This is a genomic window from Arthrobacter sp. 05T45 (genome assembly GCF_056395875.1).
Genome location: NZ_JBFTKI010000003.1, coordinates 301002 through 322156, shown reverse-complemented (window position 1 = coordinate 322156; position 21155 = coordinate 301002). Strand labels below are relative to the sequence as shown.

General features: G+C 67.7%; 15 protein-coding genes. 13 read left to right on the top strand and 2 right to left on the bottom strand.

Annotated features, from left to right (window positions below):
- The first annotated feature begins 85 nt into the window (after positions 1–85).
- The 4 genes from AC1DGD_RS06030 to AC1DGD_RS06015 all read left to right on the top strand — a co-directional run bounded on the left by AC1DGD_RS06030 (position 86) and on the right by AC1DGD_RS06015 (position 4751).
- The gene (locus AC1DGD_RS06030; protein ID WP_079552423.1) at positions 86–403 is read left to right on the top strand and encodes a hypothetical protein; all 318 of its coding nucleotides are present in this window, start codon (positions 86–88) and stop codon (positions 401–403) included.
- A gap of 166 nt (positions 404–569) precedes the next feature.
- Positions 570–3365: a PEP/pyruvate-binding domain-containing protein gene (locus AC1DGD_RS06025; protein ID WP_476856209.1), complete on the top strand. Its 2796-nt coding sequence runs from the start codon at positions 570–572 to the stop codon at positions 3363–3365.
- An 87-nt stretch (positions 3366–3452) separates the two neighbouring features.
- Positions 3453–4400 carry an alpha/beta fold hydrolase gene (locus AC1DGD_RS06020; RefSeq protein WP_476856208.1) on the top strand — a complete coding sequence of 316 codons (948 nt, stop codon included), beginning with the start codon at positions 3453–3455 and terminating at the stop codon, positions 4398–4400.
- Between the two features lie 147 nt (positions 4401–4547).
- Positions 4548–4751 (top strand): cold-shock protein, encoded by a 204-nt coding sequence (locus tag AC1DGD_RS06015; protein ID WP_009357211.1) that lies wholly within the window; start codon positions 4548–4550, stop codon positions 4749–4751.
- Between the two features lie 150 nt (positions 4752–4901).
- Here AC1DGD_RS06015 and AC1DGD_RS06010 read toward each other — a convergent pair whose 3' ends face one another.
- Positions 4902–6878, bottom strand: coding sequence for an APC family permease (locus tag AC1DGD_RS06010; protein WP_476856207.1), 1977 nt, complete (start codon positions 6876–6878; stop codon positions 4902–4904).
- Between the two features lie 266 nt (positions 6879–7144).
- On the opposite strand from AC1DGD_RS06010, the gene AC1DGD_RS06005 reads away from it, so the two are divergent.
- The 9 genes from AC1DGD_RS06005 to AC1DGD_RS05965 all read left to right on the top strand — a co-directional run bounded on the left by AC1DGD_RS06005 (position 7145) and on the right by AC1DGD_RS05965 (position 19975).
- Entirely contained in the window at positions 7145–7765 is a 621-nt protein-coding gene (locus AC1DGD_RS06005; protein WP_476856206.1) for a hypothetical protein, read from the top strand.
- Between the two features lie 130 nt (positions 7766–7895).
- Positions 7896–9872 carry an APC family permease gene (locus AC1DGD_RS06000; RefSeq protein WP_476856205.1) on the top strand — a complete coding sequence of 659 codons (1977 nt, stop codon included), beginning with the start codon at positions 7896–7898 and terminating at the stop codon, positions 9870–9872.
- A 271-nt stretch (positions 9873–10143) separates the two neighbouring features.
- Complete coding sequence (locus AC1DGD_RS05995) at positions 10144–10242, top strand: potassium-transporting ATPase subunit F (protein WP_344361134.1); 99 nt, start codon at positions 10144–10146, stop codon at positions 10240–10242.
- Positions 10243–10249: 7 nt separating this feature from the next.
- Positions 10250–11917 (top strand): potassium-transporting ATPase subunit KdpA, encoded by a 1668-nt coding sequence (gene kdpA, locus AC1DGD_RS05990; protein WP_476856204.1) that lies wholly within the window; start codon positions 10250–10252, stop codon positions 11915–11917.
- The gene (gene kdpB / locus AC1DGD_RS05985; protein ID WP_476856203.1) at positions 11914–14052 is read left to right on the top strand and encodes a potassium-transporting ATPase subunit KdpB; all 2139 of its coding nucleotides are present in this window, start codon (positions 11914–11916) and stop codon (positions 14050–14052) included. The genes kdpA and kdpB overlap by 4 nt, the downstream gene beginning before the upstream one ends.
- A 10-nt stretch (positions 14053–14062) precedes the next feature.
- The gene (gene kdpC, locus AC1DGD_RS05980) at positions 14063–14692 is read left to right on the top strand and encodes a K(+)-transporting ATPase subunit C (protein ID WP_476851794.1); all 630 of its coding nucleotides are present in this window, start codon (positions 14063–14065) and stop codon (positions 14690–14692) included.
- Between the two features lie 12 nt (positions 14693–14704).
- Positions 14705–17383 (top strand): DUF4118 domain-containing protein, encoded by a 2679-nt coding sequence (locus AC1DGD_RS05975; RefSeq protein WP_476856202.1) that lies wholly within the window; start codon positions 14705–14707, stop codon positions 17381–17383.
- Entirely contained in the window at positions 17380–18054 is a 675-nt protein-coding gene (locus tag AC1DGD_RS05970) for a response regulator (protein ID WP_230008106.1), read from the top strand. The genes AC1DGD_RS05975 and AC1DGD_RS05970 overlap by 4 nt, the downstream gene beginning before the upstream one ends.
- A 73-nt stretch (positions 18055–18127) precedes the next feature.
- Positions 18128–19975, top strand: a complete 1848-nt coding sequence (locus AC1DGD_RS05965) for a sensor domain-containing diguanylate cyclase (RefSeq protein ID WP_476856201.1) — start codon at positions 18128–18130, stop codon at positions 19973–19975.
- A 14-nt stretch (positions 19976–19989) separates the two neighbouring features.
- Here AC1DGD_RS05965 and AC1DGD_RS05960 read toward each other — a convergent pair whose 3' ends face one another.
- Positions 19990–21123, bottom strand: coding sequence for an acyl-CoA dehydrogenase family protein (locus AC1DGD_RS05960; RefSeq protein ID WP_243181414.1), 1134 nt, complete (start codon positions 21121–21123; stop codon positions 19990–19992).
- Positions 21124–21155 lie beyond the last annotated feature (32 nt).

Here is a 21155-nt window from a genome sequence, read left to right as displayed (position 1 = left end):
TACTGCTAGCTCCTGCCCTTGCACGGGCAAGGACGAGGGTCTAGCGTGAAGCGCATCAGCATCCGCCGCCGTCAAGGGAGCCGTCATGGCCAGGTTCGTGCAGATCATCGAATTTCAGACCTCCCGCATTGAGGAGATCGAGCAACTCGGCCGGCCCTCCAGGACGGAGGGAACCACTGCCCCGACCTTCCGCCGCATCATGGCCACCGCAGACCGCGACCGCCCCGGAACGTACCTCACGATCGTGGAATTCGACTCCTACGAGTCGGCCATGGAGAACTCGAACCGGCCCGAGACCTCCGAATTCGCCGCGCAGATGGCCGCCCTGTGCGACGGCCCTCCGGTCTTCCGCAACCTGGATCTTATGTGGGAAGACACCGGCGAGGCCGACGCCGGCCAGTAGGCCGGCAGGCTCGCTTGGCGGAGGTGCCGCCGCGCCGCCGGACTCAGGACCCGGAGGCCGCCCGCGGCTTGAATACGTGGCGTGACCACGTGGATTGAAGACGCGGACAGGACGTGGGAGCAGGGAAATGGGTTCTGCAGATGGCAGGGCGCCGGAAAGTCTCGTCATGGATCTCAGCGCACTGGGTTCCGCTCCCCTGCCGCTCGTGGGCGGAAAGGCCCTGAACCTCGGCAAGCTCACGGCCGCCGGATTCCGCGTACCCCGCGGATTCTGCCTCACCACGGTTGCCTACCGAAAGGCGGCCCCGGCCGAACTGGACGCGCTGGCGGCCCGGCTGGACTCCGCGCGGCCCGGCCCTTCGAACGACGACGAAACAGACAACGGCGAACCAGGCGACGGCGGCTCCCGCCCCGGCCAGCCAGGCCGCCCCGGGTTGGCCCGGCCCGGACCGGACCTGGGCGAACTGGCCCGGCAGGCGCGGGAAATGATCGTGACCGCGCCGATTCCCGCCGACGTCGATGCCGCCCTTCGCGGCGCGTATGCCGCGCTCGGCAGCCGGGCCACAGTGGCGGTCAGGTCCTCCGCCACCGCCGAGGACCTGCCCTTCGCCAGCTTCGCCGGCCAGCAGGATTCCTTCCTGAACATCTCCGGAGCCGACGCCGTGGTCGAGTCGGTCCGGCGCTGCTGGGCCTCACTCTGGACCGAACGGGCCGTGGCCTACCGCGCCGCCAACGGGATCAGCCACCGTGAGGTGGGGCTCGCCGTCGTCGTCCAGGACCTCATCACCGCCACCAGCGCCGGCGTGCTCTTCACCGCCAATCCCGTGACGGGCACCCGGACTGAAACGGTCATCGATGCGAGCGCGGGGCCCGGCCAGGCGGTGGTCTCCGGCAGCGTGAACCCGGACCATGTCGTCGTGGATACGGCCACGGGACGCATCCTCCTCCGTTCACCGAAGGGGACGGCAGTCCGGCGGCGGCCGAGCCTGGACGACGCCCGGATCAGCGAACTCACGGCCCTCGGCGATACCGTCCAGCGGCTGTTCGGTACACCCCAGGATGTGGAATGGGTGATCGACGCAGCGGGCAGGATCTGGGTGACCCAGTCGCGGCCCATCACCACGTTGTATCCGCTGCCGGAGCCTGCGGCCGCCGAACCGCTCGGCGCGGAGGCAGGGGCCGACGCCGACCCCCGCGTCTACCTGTGCGGCACCTTGCTCCAGGGCCTGACCAGGCCCCTGACCCCCATGGGGCTCTCCGTGCTGGGCTCAATGCGGAACCGCAACGGGCCGTGGCGGTACGTCAACCCGGGATTGCGGATGTATGTCGACGTGACGCCCATGGTGCGCAACAGGTACGGCCGCCGCTACCTGCTGCGGATGCTGCCGCTGGCGGACGGCAGGTCCGGCGCGGTTTTTCCGGCACTCCTGGATGACCCGCGGTTCGGCGTGCGCAAACGGCCGTCCCGGCGGGCACGGCACGGTGCAGCGGGCAGGCTGGCCCCCCGACAGGCGGGGACTGGCAGCGGCGCAGCGGGCAATAGCGCAGGGCGCGATCCCGGAACCATGGCCGGCCTGGGCCTGACGGTCCGGCTGCTTCCGTCCCTGGCGCGGGCCGCGGTGCGGCCGTCCGCCGAACTGCGCCGCGCCTTCGATTACGGAAATCGCCTTCAATCCGAGCTTGTCCTGCCGGAGCCGGCCACCACTTTTGGCCGGCTCGATCACGCCCAGCGCATCCTGGAGAACACCGTGGACGGGCTGATCTTGGCGACGCTGCCCGGACCGTCCGTTGGGTACCTCATGCTGGCCGGGGCGCGCAGGCTGCTGCGCGGCATCGCGGCACCGCGGGAACTCGAGGCCGTGTTGCGGGGTCTGCCCAACAATATCACCACCGAGATGGACCTCGAGCTCTGGCAACTGGCCGTCACCATCGGCGCGAATGACGCATCCCGCGACGTGTTTCTGGCGCACCGGCCGGCGGAACTGGCCGCCAGCTACGCGGCCGGCGCGCTGCCCGCGGTGGCGCAGACCGGCCTGCACGGGTTCCTGGACCGTTACGGCCACCGCGCCGTGGCGGAGATCGACCTTGGCATGCCGCGGTGGTCGGAGAAGCCGGACCATATCCTCGGGATGATCTCGAACTACCTTCATGTGGCCGACCCCGAGCAGGCGCCCGACCGGCAGTTCGCCCGCGCCGAGGAACATGCCGAGGCCAGGATCCGCAGCCTGGTGGAACGGACCAGGGTCCGGAGCCGGATCCGTGCCCGGCTGGTGGAATTCTGCCTGCGCCGGACCCGCCAGCTGTCCGGACTGCGCGAACTGCCCAAGTTCTACATCATCCTCGCCCTCGCGGAAATGCACCGCCAGCTCAACGCGATCGGCATCGAGCTGGCCCGGTCCGGTGCGATCGCCGCCGCGGACGACGTGTATTTCCTGGAATTCGACGAGGTCCGTGTGGGTTTGCGGGGTGCCGACCTCAAGGGCATCGTCGCGGGCCGCCACCGGATCTACGACGTCGAACTGCGCCGGCGCCGGATTCCCCGGCTCCTGCTCTCCGACGGCACGGACGTCGAGGCGGCCGTGATGGCCAAGTCCCCCGCTTCCGGCGCCCTCGCCGGGACACCGGCGTCGGCCGGCACCGCCACCGGAACGGTCCGGGTCATCCTGGATCCGGTGGGCGCGCACCTTGAGCCCGGGGAAATCCTTGTGGCACCCTCCACCGACCCCGGCTGGACGCCGCTGTTCATGACGGCCGGCGCCTTGGTGATGGAAATGGGCGGGGTGATCTCGCACGGCGCCGTGGTGGCCCGCGAATACGGCATCCCGGCGGTGGTGGGCGTGCCGGACGCGACCACCCGTTTGCGGACCGGTGAGACCGTGACCGTGGACGGATCGGCCGGAACGGTGCGGCAGGTGGATTCCCCGCTCTCCCCTACGACGGCCGCCGGCAGCCTGGCTGGCTGAGCGTGAACCTCCGGACCGGCCGGCGCCGGGCCTTCGAATTGCAGCGGGACCTCCGCCACGCCGCCAGCAGGGGGCTATGTTAGTTAGATGGCGTCTGCCGGCAGTAACGCACAGGGCGGCCCGGTTCCCGAGGGCTTTGGTTCGGGGCTGGTGGACGATGCCGCCTGCCGGGACGCCGCGTTGCCCGACTTCGACTGGGCCGTCCTTCCGGCAGGCGTGATGCGCGGTGAGTTCGAGGCACCGAGCGGGACCTTGGCGACGATCGCTGCCGGAGATCCCGGGAAGCCGCGCGTCCTGCTAGTCCCGGGCGCGACCGGCTCCAAGGAAGACTTCATCCTCATGCTGCCCGAGCTCGCCGCGGCCGGATACTTCGTCCTCAGCTGCGACATCGCCGGGCAGTACGAATCCGCCCAGGCCGGGCCCGAAAACCTCGTTCCGCCCCGGAATTGCTACGACTACGAGCTGTTCCGCGACGATCTCCTGGCCATGCTGGACACCGATCAAGGCGCGGTGCACGTCGTGGGGTATTCCTTCGCGGCGGTGGTTGCCCAGCTGGCGTTCGTCCAGCGGCCAGAAAAGTTCCGCAGTCTGACCCTCATCAGCTGCCCGCCGGAGCCGGGGCAGAGCCTCCGCTACGTGCGCCTGGCTGGCTGGGTCAGCTGTTGGGTCACCTCCAGGGTCGGCACCGCATTAATGATTTGGGGCATCCGCAGCAATATTGCCCGGGTGGCGCCGCAGCGGCTGCGGTTCGTCAGGAGCCGGTTCGCGTTCACGCGCCGCGCCTCGGTGGTCGACATCATCGGCCTTATGAAGCACACCCCGGATCTGCGGCGGGTGCTGGCGGCCGCGACGCTGCCAAAGCTTGTCGCAGTCGGCGAACACGACCTCTGGCCGCTGGCGTTGCACCGGAGCTTCGCGCAGTCGATCGGTGCGCGGATTTCGGTCTACCGCGCGGGCCACAGCCCGTCCGAGACCTCGCCGTACCAGATCAGCCGGGACCTGATTGCGCTCTTCGACGCCACCGTCTCGGCCTGACGAAAGCGGGCGGCCGGGACGAAGACCCCCGTCAGACCCTTGCACCGCGGCCCGTCGCACCGTACGTTGGGGACAGCGGACGAATGTCTCCGCAGCCGTTGGCCTTATGGCCGCCGGAGATCAGCAGCATTTCAGAAGGATAAAGGCATGGCTACAGGCACAGTTAAATGGTTCAACGCCGAAAAGGGTTTTGGCTTCATTGCCCCGGATGACGGGTCGGCCGACGTTTTCGCCCACTACTCGGCAATCGCTACCAGCGGCTACCGTTCGCTGGACGAGAACCAGAAGGTTGAATTCGACGTCACGCAGGGCCCGAAGGGCCCGCAGGCTGAGAACATCCGCCCGCTCTAAGTACTCCGGAAAAAGCCCCGGCCGCCTGGCCGGGACACTTTCCCCGAAGACCACAACGCCCCTCCGGAGGATTCCTCCGGAGGGGCGTTTGTGTTCGAGGCGCTTGTGTTCGAGGCACTTGTGGCCTTGCGCCTGCCGCCGGGCGCGGTCTCAGCCGACGTGGACCCATGGACGCCGGGTGACGTCCGGCTCGGCCTCCCGCAGCACTTCGCGCGTCACCGGGGCGATCTCGCCTTCGCCGAAAGCCAGGAACCGCAGGAGGTTGGTGAACGGGTTTCCCTCCGTCCAGCGGAAGTAGATGTGCGGCATCAGCCCGGTGACGTCGCGGATGTGCAGCAGCACGGAGGCGATCGTGTTCGGAACAACTGGCCCGTGGACCTCCAGGATCTGGTACCCGTGCCGGCTGACCCCGCGGACCTCGAGCGCGGTCTCAAAGTCGGAGGAGTCGTCCACCACCACTTCGAGGAACAGTGCCTGGGAGTCCAGCGGGAGGTGGCTGACCTCGATCGCGGACGTGAGCTTGTCCAGGTACGCCTGGGCAGTGAGACGCAGCGGCTCGTGGGCGATGATCGCGATGGGGCCGGATTCATTGGCGGCCAGGAATTCCAGGGCCGGGGTGTCCATCCGCACATGCGTGGCATGGAGCTCGAAGGAGCGCCGGATGCGCGAGAGCAGGGAGATCACGATGATCCCGATGATAAAGAACGCGGCGATCCGGATGCCTTCGGGCCGCTCGAAGATGTTGACCACCGTGGTGTAGATGAACACGACGGCAATGATGCCGAACCCGATGGTGCGCTTGCGCTGCTGGTGGCTGCGCGCGGACAGCGTCACGGCAATCGCCGCCGACGTCATCAGGACCAGGACGCCGGTGGCGTAGGCGCCGCCCTGGGCGTCGACGTCGGCGTCGAACAGCCAGGTGATCAGGAACCCGACCAGCGTGAACACCAGGACCAGTGGCCTGACCGCGCGGGCCCACTCCGGAGCCATGCCGTACCGGGGCAGGTAGCGCGGTACGAGGTTCAGCAGCCCGGCCATGGCGGAAGCGCCGGCAAACCACAGGATGGCAATGGTGCTCAGGTCATAGACGGTGCCGAATCCGTTTCCCAGGTATTCGTGCGCCAGGTAAGCCAGCGCGCGGCCGTTCGCCGGGCCGCCCGGCTGGAACTCCGGCGCCGGGATGAGCACCACCGTGGTGAAGCTCGTGGTGACAAGGAACGCACTCATGATGAGGGCCGCCGTCGTCAGCAGTCGGCGGGCACCCTTGATCCGGCCCTCAGGGTTCTCCTCGGTGTCCGTGGCGTGACCGCGGATCTGCGGCATCACGGCGACGCCGGTCTCGAAGCCGGACAGGCCCAGGGCCAGCTTCGGGAAGACCAGCAGCGCGATCCCCACCACCATCAGCGGGCTCCCGTGCTGGGTGGTCAGGGCCAGCCACCAGTTGTCGACCGCCACCGGGTGCTGCAGGACTTCGATGATCGTTGTGATGACCACGACGACGTTCAGCCCGAGGTAAATGCCCACCAGGACGACGGCGACGCCGATCGCCTCCTTGAAGCCGCGCAGGAACACGGCAGCGAGCAGGGCCAGGAAGACCAGCGTGACCGCGACGTTCTGGCCTTGGATCCAGTCGGGGGCGAACGGGTTCTCGATCGCGTGCGCTGTTGCGTCCGCAGCGGAGAGCGTCATGGTGATCATGAAGTCGGTGGCGGCGAAACCCAGCAGCACCAGGACGAGCAGTTTCCCGCCCCACCGCGGCAGCAGCCGCTCCAGCATGGCGATGGACCCTTCGCCGCGCGGACTTTCGCCGGCCACCCGGCGGTACACCGGCAGTGCGCCCAGCAAGGTCACGGCGACCAGGACCAGGGTGGCCAGCGGCGAAATCACGCCGGCCGCGAGCGCGGCGATGGCGGGCTGGTAGCCCAGCGTGGAGAAGTAATCGACGCCGGTCAGGCACATGACCTGCCACCATGTGTGTTTCTTCAGGTGGCTGTCGCTCACGGCCCCGGGCCCCTGGTGGATTCCCTTGGCGTCCTGGAGGCCGAACAGCAGCCAGTTCTTGAAGTGCTCCCCGGCGTCGGGCCGCGGCGCCGAAGGGTCTGCCGGTGGCCGGCTGAGGGTAGTCATGTAGTCCTTTCCAGGCGACGCATCGCGCCGCTTCCGTCCGCGAGAGTACCAGCGCACGCAGCCGTCACGACCGTCCGGCCAACAATCCTGATGGTTCCTTAACGCCCACGGCGAGCCGCCACATTAAGAGAACGCAAATTTATGGCCTGCCGGCATATGGAAAGCATTAAGGACCGTCCCGAGGGGCGTCGCCGGTGATGTTATGAAGCAAGAGGACGCTGCAGCCACGGTGGCCGCAATCCGATCCCCAGCAGGAGCCAAACAGCATGAACACCACGTCCCGGCCGGCACACGACACGCCCGACCTTCCGGCCCGTGGCGGCACTGCCCCGGATTTCGTCGCCGTCGATGACAGCGGGGACTTTTCCTATCACCGGTCGGAACAGGACCTGCTGGCGGCGTTTGAGTACGTCGGGGAAGCCGCGTGCATCATCGACCGCACCGGCAGCGCCTACCGCCTCGCCCTGGATCCGAACCGTCATCTGGTCCTCGGGCCCTCCCGCGGCCAAGTGGAATTCCATTGGCTCCGCCACGCATGGCTGGACGCACAAGGCGCGCATCCCGAGGGGCATCGGCTCCGCCGCTTCTACCCCGCCACCAGGGACGAAGTGGTCTCGGACCTGTTCGAAACCCTCGCCCTGGAACGCGGGACAGCCCCGGCCGGGGGCGCCTGGTCTCTCGACATCGACGGCCTTGCCTCGCACCCGTCCGGCATCGAGGACATCGACGTCCAGCTCCGGCGCCAAGACGTGCTGGCGCATGCCCACGTGACAGACCCGTTCGGACACCTCTACCGGCCCGCACGGCACCGCAGGCACTGGTATCTGCCGGCTGCCGCCGGTTTCATCCTCTACATCGAAATCCCCGCCCCCGCCGCAGCCCGCTGAGACCGGTGCCGCCGCCGGCGGGCCGGTGTTAAAGATCCGTCAAGATCGGCCCCGGGGCGGGAGCCGCTCCCGGCTCCGGTGTTATCGTCGGCAGTAAACACGATGGTGGGCATCGCGCGGAGAGGCATAGATGACCACGATGAGCAGGCCGCCTTCGGATCCCTCAGCGGCACGGCCGGGAGCCGGGGACAACTTCAGGAAATGGCTGCTGTTCGGCCTGCAGGACGCCAAGGGTATCCATCAGGGGCCCGGGGCCGTGAGCGACAGCCACCTGAAGAAGCACTCGTGGTGGCAGGTCATGTGCCTGACCGGCGTCGATTACTTCTCCACGCTGGGCTACCAGCCGGCCATTGCGGCCCTGGCCGCGGGCGTGATTTCGCCGCTGGCCACGCTGGTCCTGGTTGCCGTGACCTTGTTCGGCGCACTGCCGGTATACCGCCGGGTGGCCGGCGAAAGCCACCGCGGCGAGGGATCCATCGCCATGCTGGAGCGGCTGATGCCGCGTTGGGGCGGGAAACTGCTCGTCCTGGTGTTGCTGGGGTTCGCGGCTACCGACTTCATGATCACCATGACGCTTTCTGCCGCGGACGCGACCGCGCACGCGCTCGAGAACCCGTTCGCCCCCGCCTGGATGCAGGGCCAGAACGTCGCGGTCACGCTGTTCCTGCTGGCTCTGCTCGCCGCCGTGTTCCTGCGCGGTTTCAAGGAGGCCATCGGCGTCGCCGTCGTCCTGGTGGGCATTTACCTGGGCCTGAACGTCGTCGTGGTAGTCACGACAATATTCGAAACATTGACCCACCCAGTTGCCGTGGACGACTGGTGGCTGGCCCTGACCACCCAGCACGGGAGCCCGCTGATGGTGGTGGGCATCGCGCTGCTCGTCTTCCCCAAGCTGGCCCTGGGCCTGTCCGGCTTCGAGACCGGCGTGGCCGTGATGCCGCAGATCCAGGGACGCCCCGGTGACACGGAAGAGAAACCGGCAGGCCGAATCGACGGTGCCCGCCGGCTGCTGACAACTGCCGCCGTCATCATGAGTGCCTTCCTGATCACGACCAGCTTCACCACGGTGGTCCTGATCCCAGCGCAGGACTTCGAACCCGGAGGCCCGGCGAACGGCCGCGCCCTGGCCTACCTCGCGCACGAATACCTGGGAAACGGATTCGGCACCGTCTACGATCTGAGCACCATCGCCATCCTGTGGTTCGCCGGCGCCTCCGCCATGGCCGGGCTGCTGAACCTCGTGCCGCGCTACCTGCCCCGGTACGGCATGGCCCCCGGGTGGGCAAGGGCCGTGCGCCCGCTGGTCCTGGTGTTCACGCTGGTGGGGTTCCTGATCACCTGGCTGTTCGACGCCGACGTCGACGCCCAGGGCGGCGCTTACGCCACCGGCGTCCTGGTCCTGATGACCTCCGCCGCGGTGGCGGTGGCACTGTCCGCCCGGCGCGGGAAACAGCGCAAACGCACTATCGGGTTTGGCGTCATTGCCGTCGTGTTCATCTACACCACGGTGGCCAACATCATCGAACGGCCCGAAGGCATCCGGATCGCCGCGTTCTTCATCGGGGGCATCATCGTGATCTCCCTGCTTTCCCGCATCCGGCGCTCCTTCGAACTCCACGCGACCCATGTCCACATGGACCGGAAGGCATTGGAGTTCATGTCCGCCAACCTGGAAGGTCCGATCGCCATCATCGCCCACGAGCCGTTGCGGCTGAGCCCTGAAGCCTACCTGGACAAGCTCACGTCCGCGATCGAGGTCAGCCACCTCCCCGTGGACTACCAGGCGCTGTTCCTCGAAGTCGTCGTGGACGACTCCTCGGACTTCGAGACCGCGCTCGAGGTCCACGGGGTCACCCGGCACGGGTACCAGATCCTGGAGGTCCACGGGCCAGTTGTACCGAACACGATCGCTTCCGTACTGCTGCACATCCGCGACGTCACCGGGCTGATGCCGCACATCTACTTCCGCTGGACCGAAGGCAACCCGGTCACCAACCTGCTGCGCTTCCTGGCCTTCGGCGAAGGTGAAATCGCCCCGGTCACGCGCGAAGTGCTCCGCGAAGCCGAACCGGACGTCACCAAACGGCCCTGGGTCCACGTCGGCTAATGGCCGCGGGACGGCGCGCTTTCCGCGCCCGTTAAGACTGCGTCAAGATCGGCCGTCCGGGCGTTAAGAAACCATCAGGAACCGGTTATTTCGCTCTTGGCAGGGATTGACTTTCAGTAGCCCCGCAAACGGGGCGCGGATGAAAGGAACCTGCAATGGCCGACCTGGCTGTTATCGGAATCCTCATGGTGTCCATGGGGTTCGTCATGTGGATCGGCCACGTCCTGGCCGGAATGGTCGGCAGTGCCGATGACCGGCCGGAGAGCGGCAAGTGAGCGCCGACGCGATCATGTGGCTCGTTCTGTTGCTGGCCGGGTTGTGCCTCTTCGGCTACCTGCTGGCCGTCCTGATCCACCCGGAAAAGTGGTGAGGGGATCATGACGTTCAACGCTGCATCCTTTGCTGCCCAGGTGGCGGCCCTCCTCATCGTTCTGGCGGCCGTGCACAAGCCCCTGGGCATCTACCTGGCCCGGGTTTTCGAGGGCAAAACGTCATCCCGGCCCGAGCGCCTCTTCTACCGGCTGGCCGGGGTCGACGCCGACACCGAGCAGACTTGGTCCGTCTACCTGCGCAGCGTCCTGGCGTTCTCGGCCGTGTCCATTCTGGCCGTGTTCGGCCTCCAGCGGCTGCAGGGCGTCCTGCCGGGCAGCGGATCCCTGCCCGGCGTGGATCCTTGGGTGGCCATGAACACGGCCATTTCGTTCGTGACCAACACGAACTGGCAGACCTATGTACCGGAGACCACGGTAGGCATCTTTGTGCAGATGGCCCTGCTTGCGGTGCAGAACTTCCTTTCTGCCGCCGTCGGGATCGTCGTCGTTATCGCCCTGATCCGAGGCATCGCCCGGACCCGCACCGACCGGCTGGGCAACTTCTGGGTGGACCTGGCCCGGACCTCGTTCCGGGTCCTGTTGCCGATCGCGTTCGTCGCGGCTGTGGTGATGGTCCTCGGCGGTGTGGTGCAGAACTTCTGGCCTACGGACGTCGTCAACCAGGCGTCCGGGGTCAGCCAGACCATTCCCGGCGGTCCCGTCGCCTCCCAGGAAGCCATCAAGATCCTGGGAACCAACGGCGGCGGCTACTTCAATGCCAACTCGGCCCACCCGTTCGAAAACCCCAACGCCTTCATCAGTCTTTTTGAGGTGTTCCTGATCCTGCTCATCCCCTCGGCGTTGCCTTACGCCTACGGCCGGATGGTGGGCGACCAGAAGCAGGGCTATACGGTGGTCGCCGTGATGGGCACCCTGTGGCTGGCTTCGATTTCGCTGATGGGTTGGGCCGTGGCTGCCGGGCAGGGAACGGCGACAGCGGCCGCCAGCGGATTGGGCGAGGGGTTTGAACAGCGCTTCGGCCCCGTGCCAAGCGCGATCTTCGCTACCTCCACCACTCTGACCTCCACCGGCGCCGTCAACGTCGCCCACGATTCGCTGCCGCCGCTGGCCGGCGGAATAGCCATGGTGAACATGATGCTCGGCGAGGTCGCTCCCGGCGGAACCGGTTCCGGGCTCTACGGCCTGCTGATCCTGTCGATCATTTCCGTCTTCATCGCAGGTCTCATGGTCGGGCGCACCCCGGAGTATCTAGGCAAGAAGATCGGCCCGACGGAAATGAAGCTCGCCGCCATGTACATCCTGGTCACCCCGACCCTGGTGCTGGCCCTGTCCGGAATCACCGTCCTGCTGCCGGACAGCATGGCCAACGCGCCAGCAACCGGTCCCCACCAGTTCAGCGAAGTGCTCTACGCCTTCACGTCCGGGGCCAACAACAACGGCTCCGCGTTTGGTGGCATCACCACCTCCGGCCCCTTCATGTCGGTCATGCTGGGCCTGGGCATGCTGCTGGGCCGGCTCCTCCCGATTGTCCTGGTGCTGGCCCTGGCCGGCTCCCTCGCCCGTCAGGGCAAGGTTCCCGCCTCCGCCGGCACCGTCCCCACCCACGGCCCACTGTTCGGCTCGCTGCTGCTCGGCGTGACAGTGATCATGACCGCCCTGAGCTACTTCCCGGCCCTTGCCCTCGGACCCCTCGCAGAAGGACTCCTCAAATGACCCGGTCTCACACGGCATTAGCCACGGACACCGACGCCCAGACCTACGCCGACGGCAACCCCCTCGGCACCCCCGGCGAACACAAGCACCACACCAAGGCCCCGGCAAAACTCACGTTCGCGTCCGTCCTCGCGGCCCTGCCGCTCGCGGTCCGCAAACTCTCCCCGCGGCAGATGATCCATTCCCCGGTCATGTTCACCGTGCTGGTGGGGGCTGGGCTGTGCACGGCGATCTCCCTGTACCGGCCGTCGGTGTTCGGCATCGCGGTCACCGCCTGGCTGTGGCTCACCGTCCTCTTTGGCACGCTGTCCGAATCCATCGCCGAGGGCCGGGGCAAAGCCCAGGCCGACAGCCTCCGCGCCAGCCGCAAAGGCGTCCAGGCCCGGCTCCGCCAGCCCAACGGCACCACCCGGGACGTGCCCGGCACGGAGCTGCGTCTCAATGATGTGGTGATCTGCGAGGCCGGGGACGTCATCCCCTCGGACGGCGAAATCATCGAAGGCCTGGCGAGCGTCGACGAATCGACCATCACCGGCGAATCAGCCCCGGTGATCCGCGAATCCGGCGGTGACCGGTCCTCCGTCACCGGCGGCACGAGGGTCCTCTCGGACCGGATTGTCATCCGCATCACGGCCGAGCCTGGACAGACGTTCATCGACCGGATGATCAAGCTGGTGGAGGGCGCCGTGCGGCAGAAGACTCCCAACGAAATCGCGCTGCACGTCCTGCTGGTGTCCCTGACCATCGTGTTCCTGGCCGTGACGATGTCTCTGGCACCGTTCGCCGCCCTGGCCGGCGCCACGCCGTCTCCGATCGTGCTTGTCGCCCTGCTGGTCTGCCTGATCCCCACCACCATCGGCGCCCTGGTCCCGGCGATCGGCATCGCCGGCATGGACCGCCTGGTCCAGCACAATGTGCTGGCGACCTCCGGCCGTGCCGTGGAGACCGCCGGGGACATCACCACACTGTTGTTGGACAAGACCGGAACCATTACCTACGGCAACCGCCGCGCCGTCAATTTCTTCCCCGCCAACCAAGTGGACAGGACCCAACTCATCGAGGCCGCACGGGTCTGCAGTCTGGCCGATGAAACCCCCGAGGGACGCTCTATCCTGGACCTCGCCGCGGACAAGGGCGTGACCGGGTCCGATCTGGCCACACTTGAACGCTCCTCCGGCAATTTTGCCGTGGTCCCCTTCAGCGCCAGCACCCGAATGAGCGGCCTGGACCTTGACGGCCGGCAGATCCGCAAAGGCGCTGCCACCACGGTGGCGGCATTCGTTGCCGACTTCGGCGGGCACACCCCGGCGGAGGTCGACCACCGGGTACAGGAAATCTCGGCCCAGGGCGGCACCCTCCTGCTGGTCGCCCAGGTGGACAAGGACGGCCGGGCGGACATCCTGGGAACCATCCACCTCGCCGACGTCGTCAAACCCGGCATGCACGCCCGCTTCGCCGAACTGCGGCAAATGGGCATCCGGACCGTCATGATCACCGGCGACAACCCCATCACCGCCAAGGCCATCGCCGCCGAAGCCGGAGTAGACGATTTCCTGGCCGAAGCAACCCCGGAGGACAAGCTCGCGGTCATCAAAAAGGAACAGGCCGCAGGCCGGCTCGTGGCCATGACCGGTGACGGCACCAACGACGCCCCGGCCCTGGCCGCGGCGGACGTCGGCGTCGCCATGAACTCCGGAACCCCGGCCGCGAAGGACGCCGCGAACATGGTCGACCTCGACTCCGACCCCACCAAACTCATCAACATCGTCGGCATCGGCAAGCAGCTGCTCATCACCCGCGGCGCCCTGACCACCTTCTCTGTCGCCAACGACGTCGCCAAGTACTTCGCGATCGTCCCGGCCCTCTTCACCGCAGCCTTCCCCGGGCTCGGACTGCTGAACATCATGGGCCTGGCCACCCCGGCCTCAGCCATCCTGTCCGCAGTGATCTTCAACGCCCTCATCATCATCGCCCTGGTGCCGCTGGCTCTGCGCGGGGTCAAATACCGTGCCGTCTCCGCCAACCAGGCGCTGGCGCGGAACCTGCTGATCTACGGGCTCGGCGGCCTGATCGCACCATTCATCGGCATCAAAATCATCGACCTCATGATTTCCCTCATCCCCGGAATCGGCTAGGAACACCCCCATGAACGCACTCACCGGCTACCTCCGCCAGGCCGGCACCGCACTGCGGTTCCTGCTCTTTGCCACACTGGCCCTCGGCGTCGCCTACCCGCTGGCCGTTTTCGGCATCGCACAGCTCATCGCGCCATATCAGGCGAACGGCTCCATCATCAAGGACGCCGCCGGCGACCCGGCCGCGTCTGCCTTGATCGCCCAGTCATCCGCTAACGACGCCGGCGCCCAGGACCCGCGCTGGTTTCACCCCCGGCCCTCGGCCGTGAAGTGGGACCCGGCGTCGTCCTCGGCCACCAACTTCGGGCCCAACGATCCGAAACTGCTCGAGGCCGTCGCCGCGAACCGGGCCGCCGTCGCCGCCGCTGAAGGCGTGGATGCGGCAGCGGTGCCGGCCGACGCGGTGACGGCCAGCGGTTCCGGACTGGACCCGGACATTTCACCCGAGTACGCCAAACTGCAGCTTGCGCGGGTGGCAGCAGCGAACGGCCTCAGCACCGACGCCGTTGCCTCCCTGATGGAGCAGCACACCAGCAGTGGGTTAGTCGCGTTTCTCGGCCAGCCGTCGGTCAACGTGACTGCCCTCAACCTCGCCGTGGCGGCGGCCGCGCTGCCGTCGCAGCCGGCACAATCCAAGTGAGAGAATGACGGCATGGCACGTGGAACGCTGCGGATCTTCCTGGGCGCCGCGCCGGGTGTGGGCAAGACCTACGAGATGCTCGAGGAGGCCCACCGGCTCGGCAAGCGCGGCGAGGACGTCGTCGTCGCGTTCGCCATGGACCACGGCCGCAGCGAGACAGGGGCGCTCCTGGCGGGACTCGAAGTCATTCCACCCCGGAAGCTGCCCTACCGGGACACGGAGTTCGAGGAAATGGACCTCGACGCTGTCCTGGCCCGGGCGCCAGGGACCGCGATCGTGGACGAATACGCCCACTCCAACATCCCCGGCAGCCGCAATCCCAAGCGCTGGCAGGACGTCGATGCGCTTCTGGATGCCGGCATCAACGTGCTCTCCACCGTCAACGTCCAGCATCTGGCGTCCCTGGGCGACGTTGTCAGCGCCATCACCGATGTCCACCAAGCGGAGACGGTGCCGGACGCCGTCGTCCGGAAGGCGGACCAGATCCACCTCGTGGACATCTCCCCCGAGCTGCTCCGCCAGCGCCTGGGCGACGGCAAGATCTACGCTGCCGACAAGATCGACGCCGCCCTCTCGAACTATTTCCGCCTGGGCAACCTCACGGCATTGCGTGAACTGGCTTTGCTGTGGCTCGCCGACCGGGTGGACGAGGGCCTGGCCAAGTACCGGGCCGAACAGGGCATCGACGAAAGCTGGCCGGCCCGGGAACGCATCGTGGTCGGGCTGACCGGCAGCCCCGAAGGAGAAGTCCTGATCCGCCGCGGGGCCAGGATCCTCAACCGCGTCAGCGGTGGGGACCTGCTGGCGGTCCACGTCCGGTCCGCCGATGGCCTCGCCGAGGAGTCGCCCCAGGCGCTGGAAGCCCAGCGCCGCCTGATCCTGGACCTGGGCGGCAGCTACCACATCGTGACCGGCGAGGATCCGGCTGCCGCGCTCCTGGACTTCGCCCGCAGCGTCAACGCCACCCAGATCGTCGTCGGCATCTCGCGGCACAAAAAGCTCGCCGGCCTGGTCGGAAATCTGCTCGGCGGCGGGGTCGGCACCCGGGTGGTCCGCGATTCCGGCGACATCGACGTCCACATGGTCTCCCATCCGCTCGGCGGCCGGGGAACCCGCCCGCCACGGCAGCGGGACCTTGGCCGCATCCGGGTGGCCGCCGGGTTCGGACTTGCTGTGCTGCTCCCGGTGGTCCTGCAACTCCTGCTGTCGCTCTTGAATCCGGAACAGAATGTGGCTGCGGCCATGCTGGTCCAGCTCACCGGCTCGGTGGCGGTGGCGTTGATCGGCGGGTTGTGGCCGGCCATCCTGGCCGCACTGTGGAGCAGCCTCCTGGTGAACTACTTTTCGACCCCGCCGCTGGGCAACCTCACCATCAGCGATCCCCAGAATTTCCTGGCGCTGCTGGTGTTTGTAGGCGTCTCGGCCGCCGTCGCCCTTGTGGTCGACCTATCGGCCCGCCGCTCCAAGGAGGCCGCGCGGGCCCGCGCCGAAGCCACGACGCTCGGTGACCTGACGCGCAGTGCCGCCGGCTCGGAGGACACGGTCCAGGCATTGCTGGAACAAGCCCTGAGCGTTTTCCAGGTCCGTGGTGCTGCTGTTTTCAGCCTGGGCTACGGCCTCGCGGACGGCGACAGCGGAGCCAGCCCGGACCGGCAGTGGCGTCTCCAGGCCGCCGTAGGTGAAATTCCTGCCCTGTCCGCTGACGGGACCGGAAGCGATGCCGCCGGCGACAACGTCGAAGAAATCGACGCCTCCACGCGCCTGGTGCTGTTCGGACGGATTCTGCCCGCAAGCGACCGGCGCCTTCTGGGGGCGTTCGGGGTTCATCTGGCAGCGCAGCTGGAACGACAGCAGCTGGTGGCGAGCCGGCGGGAGATGCTGCGCCTGGCCGAGAGCAACACGATGCGCACGTCCATCCTCCGGGCCGTTTCCCACGACCTGCGCACGCCCCTGGCCGGGATCAAGCTGGCTGTCGGCGGACTTCGGCACGACGACGTCCATTTCACCAAGGAAGAGGAGAAGGAGCTGCTGGCTACGATAGAGGAGTGTTCGGACAGGTTGGACGCGCTGGTCGGCAATCTGCTGGACATGTCCCGGATCACGTCGGATGCCGTCAATCCCCTGCTCAAACCCGTGCGCTGGTATGAGGTCATCCCGGGTTCCCTGAGCGCCGTCCCCGCGGGGAGGGTGCGGGTGGACCTGCCTCCAAACATGCCGGAGATTGAAGCCGACCCTGGAATGCTGGAGCGGGTGATTGCGAACATCGTCGAGAACGCCGTGAAATATGCCCCCGACTCGGACATCGTCCTGGTCGGGGCGGCCGGCGGGCTGAGCCCGGCGACTCTCGGGGGGCGTCCTGCCGGCGAGCTGCGGATCATCGATCACGGCCGGGGAATCCCTGCGGAGAGTGTCCTGGAAATGTTCCGGCCATTCCAGCGGCTCGACGACGCCCCGCAGGCCACTGGGATCGGGCTCGGGCTTGCGGTAGCGAAAGGGTTCACGGACGCCATGGGTGGGAGCCTGACCGCGGAAGCTACACCGGGAGGAGGGCTGACGATGATTATCCGGCTGCCGTTGTCGACGGGGACCCCGTATGACGGGCACCGGGCCCAGGCCCCGTTCGAGCCCCGCTCGCTGGTGGCGCGCCGTGGTCATGCGCTGCCCGTCACGTCCGGACCGGACGCAGCATGACGGCGGTCCTCGTCGTCGACGACGACCCGCATCTGCTCAGGGCCCTCCGGATCACGCTCCAGGCCAACGGCTACGCCGTCACCACCGCCGTCGACGGGACCTCAGCACTGCTGGCGGCCACTCAGAACCCGCTCTCACTCATCATTCTGGACCTCGGCCTGCCTGACATTGACGGGACCAGCGTCCTCAAGGAGCTGCGCGGCTTCAGCAGCGTGCCGGTTCTGGTGCTGTCCGCCCGGCACGGCTCCGAGGACAAAGTTGAGGCGCTCGACGCCGGCGCGGATGACTACATCACCAAACCGTTCGGCCTGGACGAGCTCCTGGCACGGCTGCGCGCCCTGCTGCGCCGCAGCGTCGAACCGGAGCACGAATCAGTGGTCAGGACCGATGCCTTCACCGTGGACCTTGCCAAGCACCGGGTGACCAGGGACCACGAGGACGTCCGGCTGACCCCCACGGAATGGAAGATTCTGGAGGTTCTGGTCCGCAATCCGGAAAAGCTCATCACCCAGCAGCAGCTGCTCTCCAGGGTCTGGGGTCCGGCCTACGCCAAGGAGACCAACTACCTCCGGGTTTACATGGCGCAGCTGCGGCGCAAGCTGGAGCCGGATACCGCCAGCCCGCGCCACCTGCTCACCGAGGCCGGCATCGGCTACAGGTTCATGCCCTGAGTCCCGCTGACACGCTGGCGGTCGATGACACTGACGTTTCCCTCCAGGCAACCCGGCAATGGATACTGGGGCAATGACTAATCGCAGCCCGCTCAACAGGGACGATGCCGGTCCGTCGCCACTGCCTGAGATCCCGGCGCAGCTGCGGGCCGTCCTGAACGGAATCCCGGCACTCGTGGGCTATTGGGACACGGGACTCCGCAACCGCCTGGCCAACGACGCCTACTGCGAGTGGTTTGGTTTCGCACCCCAGCAGCTTCACGGCATGCATGTCCGGGACGTGCTCGGCGAGACCGTCCTGGAGGCCAACCTGCCGCACATCGAGGGAGCGCTCGCCGGGAAGCGGCAGCAGTTCGACCGGACCCTGGTGGATGCCGCGGGCCAGTCCCGCTTCACCGAGGTGACCTACACCCCCGATACCCAGGACGGCGCGGTGCAGGGCTTCTTCGTCCTGGTCACGGACATCACCGAGCGTGTCCTGGCCGACCGGCGCCGGCAACGGGACATGGACCGGTACCGCGCCCTGGCGCGGAGCGTCCCCGGCGTCTTTGTCCTCCTCTTCGACGCCGAGCTGCGCTACCTGATCGCCGAAGGCCAGGAGCTGGAGACCTTCGGCTACCGCAGGGAAGAGCTCGAAGGCCAGCGCATCCAGGACGTGCTCAAGGGCAATCTCGCCAGCGAGCTCGAGCCGCGCTACCTCGCTGCCCTCGCCGGCCGCGAGGTGTCCTGGAGCCGGCAGATCGGCCACCGCACCTACCGGCTGAACGCCGGGCCGGTCTACTCCGACGACGAGGCCGCGGCCGGCATGGTGGTGGCGGTTGATATAACCGAGCGCCTGCAGCAGCAAAAAATTTGGGAGGCTTTGCACGAGATAGCCACCGAAGTTGCCCGCAACGCGGCCCCCGCAGCCATCTCTGAGCGGGTCGCCGCGATTGTCCGCGACCTGTTCAACGTCGATTCCGCCGCCGTCGTCCGTTTCACGGGCGCATCCTCGGCGGAAATCGTCGCCATGGCGCCGACGCTGCCGCCGACGCTGAGCCGGCGGCAGATCTTCGCCCCGACGGACGAGTCGGCCACTGTCCGGGTGGCCGTGACCGGCAAGCCGGCCCTGGTTCGCTACCGGGCGGAAGGTGGACAGGCAGCGGAGCAGATGCGCGCAGGCGGCTTCCAGTCTGCGGCGGCGGCGCCGATCCGGGTCCGCGGCAGCCTGTGGGGCGCCGTGAGCCTGACGTCGAAGTCGCGCACCGGGGTCACGGAGGCGATGATGGAGCGGCTGGCCCAGTTCGCGGAGCTCGTCGAGATCGCCATCGGCAACACGGAGGCCCGGACCGACCTCGAACAGCAGGCCACTACCGATGCCCTCAGTGGCTTGCCCAACCGGCGGGCCTTGGAACGGCACCTCGCCGAGCATGTTGCGCAGTCCCGGACCCGCGGGACAAGCCTGAGTGCCGTCGTCCTGGATATCGACCACTTCAAGAGGGTCAACGACACTCACGGCCACCTGACGGGCGACGTGGTCCTGGCGGAGGTCGCGGCCAGGCTCCGGGCGGTCGCCCGCGCCGAGGAGATCGTGGCCCGATTCGGCGGCGAGGAGTTCGTGTGGCTGCTCCCGGAGACGGACGGTGCCGAGGCCCTGCGCGCCGCCGAACGCGCCCGCAAGGCCATCGCGTCCGAACCGTTCGGGGAGGTTGGTTTCCTGACGATCTCCGCCGGAGTCTGCGAGCAAAGCGACGCCGCGGCCGGCTCGCTCCTGGACTGCGCGGACCGGGCCCTGTACGAGGCCAAGAACGGCGGCCGCAACCGCACGTCCCGCTACGGCCACGCCAGCCCGGCGGTTCAGCCTGCCCCGGCCGGGCCGGCACGGAGCGGCCAGGCGCGGGACGGCCAGGCGCGGGACGGCGCTGACACACTCGGAGCCTAGATCCCGCGGGGAGCCTAGACGAAAGCGGACTTTCCCGTCACGGCCCGCGCCACGATCAGTGAATTGATTTCGTAGCTGCCCTCATAGGTATAGAGAATCTCGGCGTCGCCGAAGAGCTTGCCCATCTCATAGTCGCTGCTGATGCCGTTGCCGCCCATGAGGGACCGCCCCATCGCCACCGAGGCACGCGCCAGCCGCGTGGTGGTCGCTTTGGCCATGGCGGCCTGGACCATCTCGAGCTTGCCCTCTTCCTGGATGCGCGCCAGCTGGGCCATCAGGGCCAGGGAGGCGGTCGCGTTGCCCAGGATCTCGGCGAGCTGTTGCTGGATGAGCTGAAAGCGGGCCAGTTCCTTGCCGAACTGGCGGCGCTTCAGCGAATAGGCGCGCGCGACGTCGAACGCGGCCAGCTGGATGCCGGCACCCTGCCAGCCCACCCAGGCCCGCGAATCGCGCAGGAGCTCGTTGGCCTTGGAGAAGCTGGTGGCGCCGGGCAGCAGGTTGGCCGCCGGGATCCGGACCTCGTCGAGGACGATGTCCGCGTTCTGCATGATGCGCAGGCCGATCTTGTTGGCGATCTTGGTTGCGGTGTAGCCCGGACGGTCCGTCTCCACGATGAAGCCCTTGATGTGCTGGTCAGCGACGTCCCGGGCCCACACGAGGGCGAAGTCCGCGATGGTGCCCGCGCCGATCCAACGCTTGGCGCCGTTGAGGACCCACTCGTCGCCGTCCAGCCGCGCAGTCGTTTCCAGGCCGCCGGCGATGTCCGAGCCGTGGTCCGGCTCCGTCAGGGCGAACGCCCCGAGCTGGGTGAACGCGGTGAGGCCAGGGAGCCAGCGCGCCTTCTGTTCCTCCGAGCCGAGCTCGTCGATCATGCCGACGATCAGCTCGTTGTGGATCCCGACGAGCGCCGAGAGGGACACGTCGGCGCGCGCCACCTCGACATACATGAGCCCCTTGAAGAGCTTGGACGTGCCGTCCGTCTGCAGCCCGCCCAAACCGTATTTGCCGAGTTCGGCGAGCAGCCCGAAGGGAAACTCCTCGCGGTTCCAGTAATCGATTGATGCGGCCCGGATCCGGGACTGCAGGAATTCCCGGACCTCCTGGTAGCGGAGCTGTTCGTCCGGCGGCAGCAGGTCCACGATGTACATGAGGTCGGCGTCGGGAAACGGCGGCTCCGCCG

What these genes read in the sequence shown, in the direction of transcription:
- AC1DGD_RS06030 (WP_079552423.1), top strand. Translation starts at nt 86, where the DNA reads ATGGCCAGGTTCGTGCAGATCATCGAATTTCAGACCTCCCGCATTGAG.
- AC1DGD_RS06025 (WP_476856209.1), top strand. Translation starts at nt 570, where the DNA reads ATGGATCTCAGCGCACTGGGTTCCGCTCCCCTGCCGCTCGTGGGCGGA.
- AC1DGD_RS06020 (WP_476856208.1), top strand. Translation starts at nt 3,453, where the DNA reads ATGGCGTCTGCCGGCAGTAACGCACAGGGCGGCCCGGTTCCCGAGGGC.
- AC1DGD_RS06015 (WP_009357211.1), top strand. Translation starts at nt 4,548, where the DNA reads ATGGCTACAGGCACAGTTAAATGGTTCAACGCCGAAAAGGGTTTTGGC.
- AC1DGD_RS06010 (WP_476856207.1), bottom strand. Translation starts at nt 6,878, where the DNA reads ATGACTACCCTCAGCCGGCCACCGGCAGACCCTTCGGCGCCGCGGCCC.
- AC1DGD_RS06005 (WP_476856206.1), top strand. Translation starts at nt 7,145, where the DNA reads ATGAACACCACGTCCCGGCCGGCACACGACACGCCCGACCTTCCGGCC.
- AC1DGD_RS06000 (WP_476856205.1), top strand. Translation starts at nt 7,896, where the DNA reads ATGACCACGATGAGCAGGCCGCCTTCGGATCCCTCAGCGGCACGGCCG.
- kdpA (WP_476856204.1), top strand. Translation starts at nt 10,250, where the DNA reads ATGACGTTCAACGCTGCATCCTTTGCTGCCCAGGTGGCGGCCCTCCTC.
- kdpB (WP_476856203.1), top strand. Translation starts at nt 11,914, where the DNA reads ATGACCCGGTCTCACACGGCATTAGCCACGGACACCGACGCCCAGACC.
- kdpC (WP_476851794.1), top strand. Translation starts at nt 14,063, where the DNA reads ATGAACGCACTCACCGGCTACCTCCGCCAGGCCGGCACCGCACTGCGG.
- AC1DGD_RS05975 (WP_476856202.1), top strand. Translation starts at nt 14,705, where the DNA reads ATGGCACGTGGAACGCTGCGGATCTTCCTGGGCGCCGCGCCGGGTGTG.
- AC1DGD_RS05970 (WP_230008106.1), top strand. Translation starts at nt 17,380, where the DNA reads ATGACGGCGGTCCTCGTCGTCGACGACGACCCGCATCTGCTCAGGGCC.
- AC1DGD_RS05965 (WP_476856201.1), top strand. Translation starts at nt 18,128, where the DNA reads ATGACTAATCGCAGCCCGCTCAACAGGGACGATGCCGGTCCGTCGCCA.
- AC1DGD_RS05960 (WP_243181414.1), bottom strand. Translation starts at nt 21,123, where the DNA reads ATGTACATCGTGGACCTGCTGCCGCCGGACGAACAGCTCCGCTACCAG.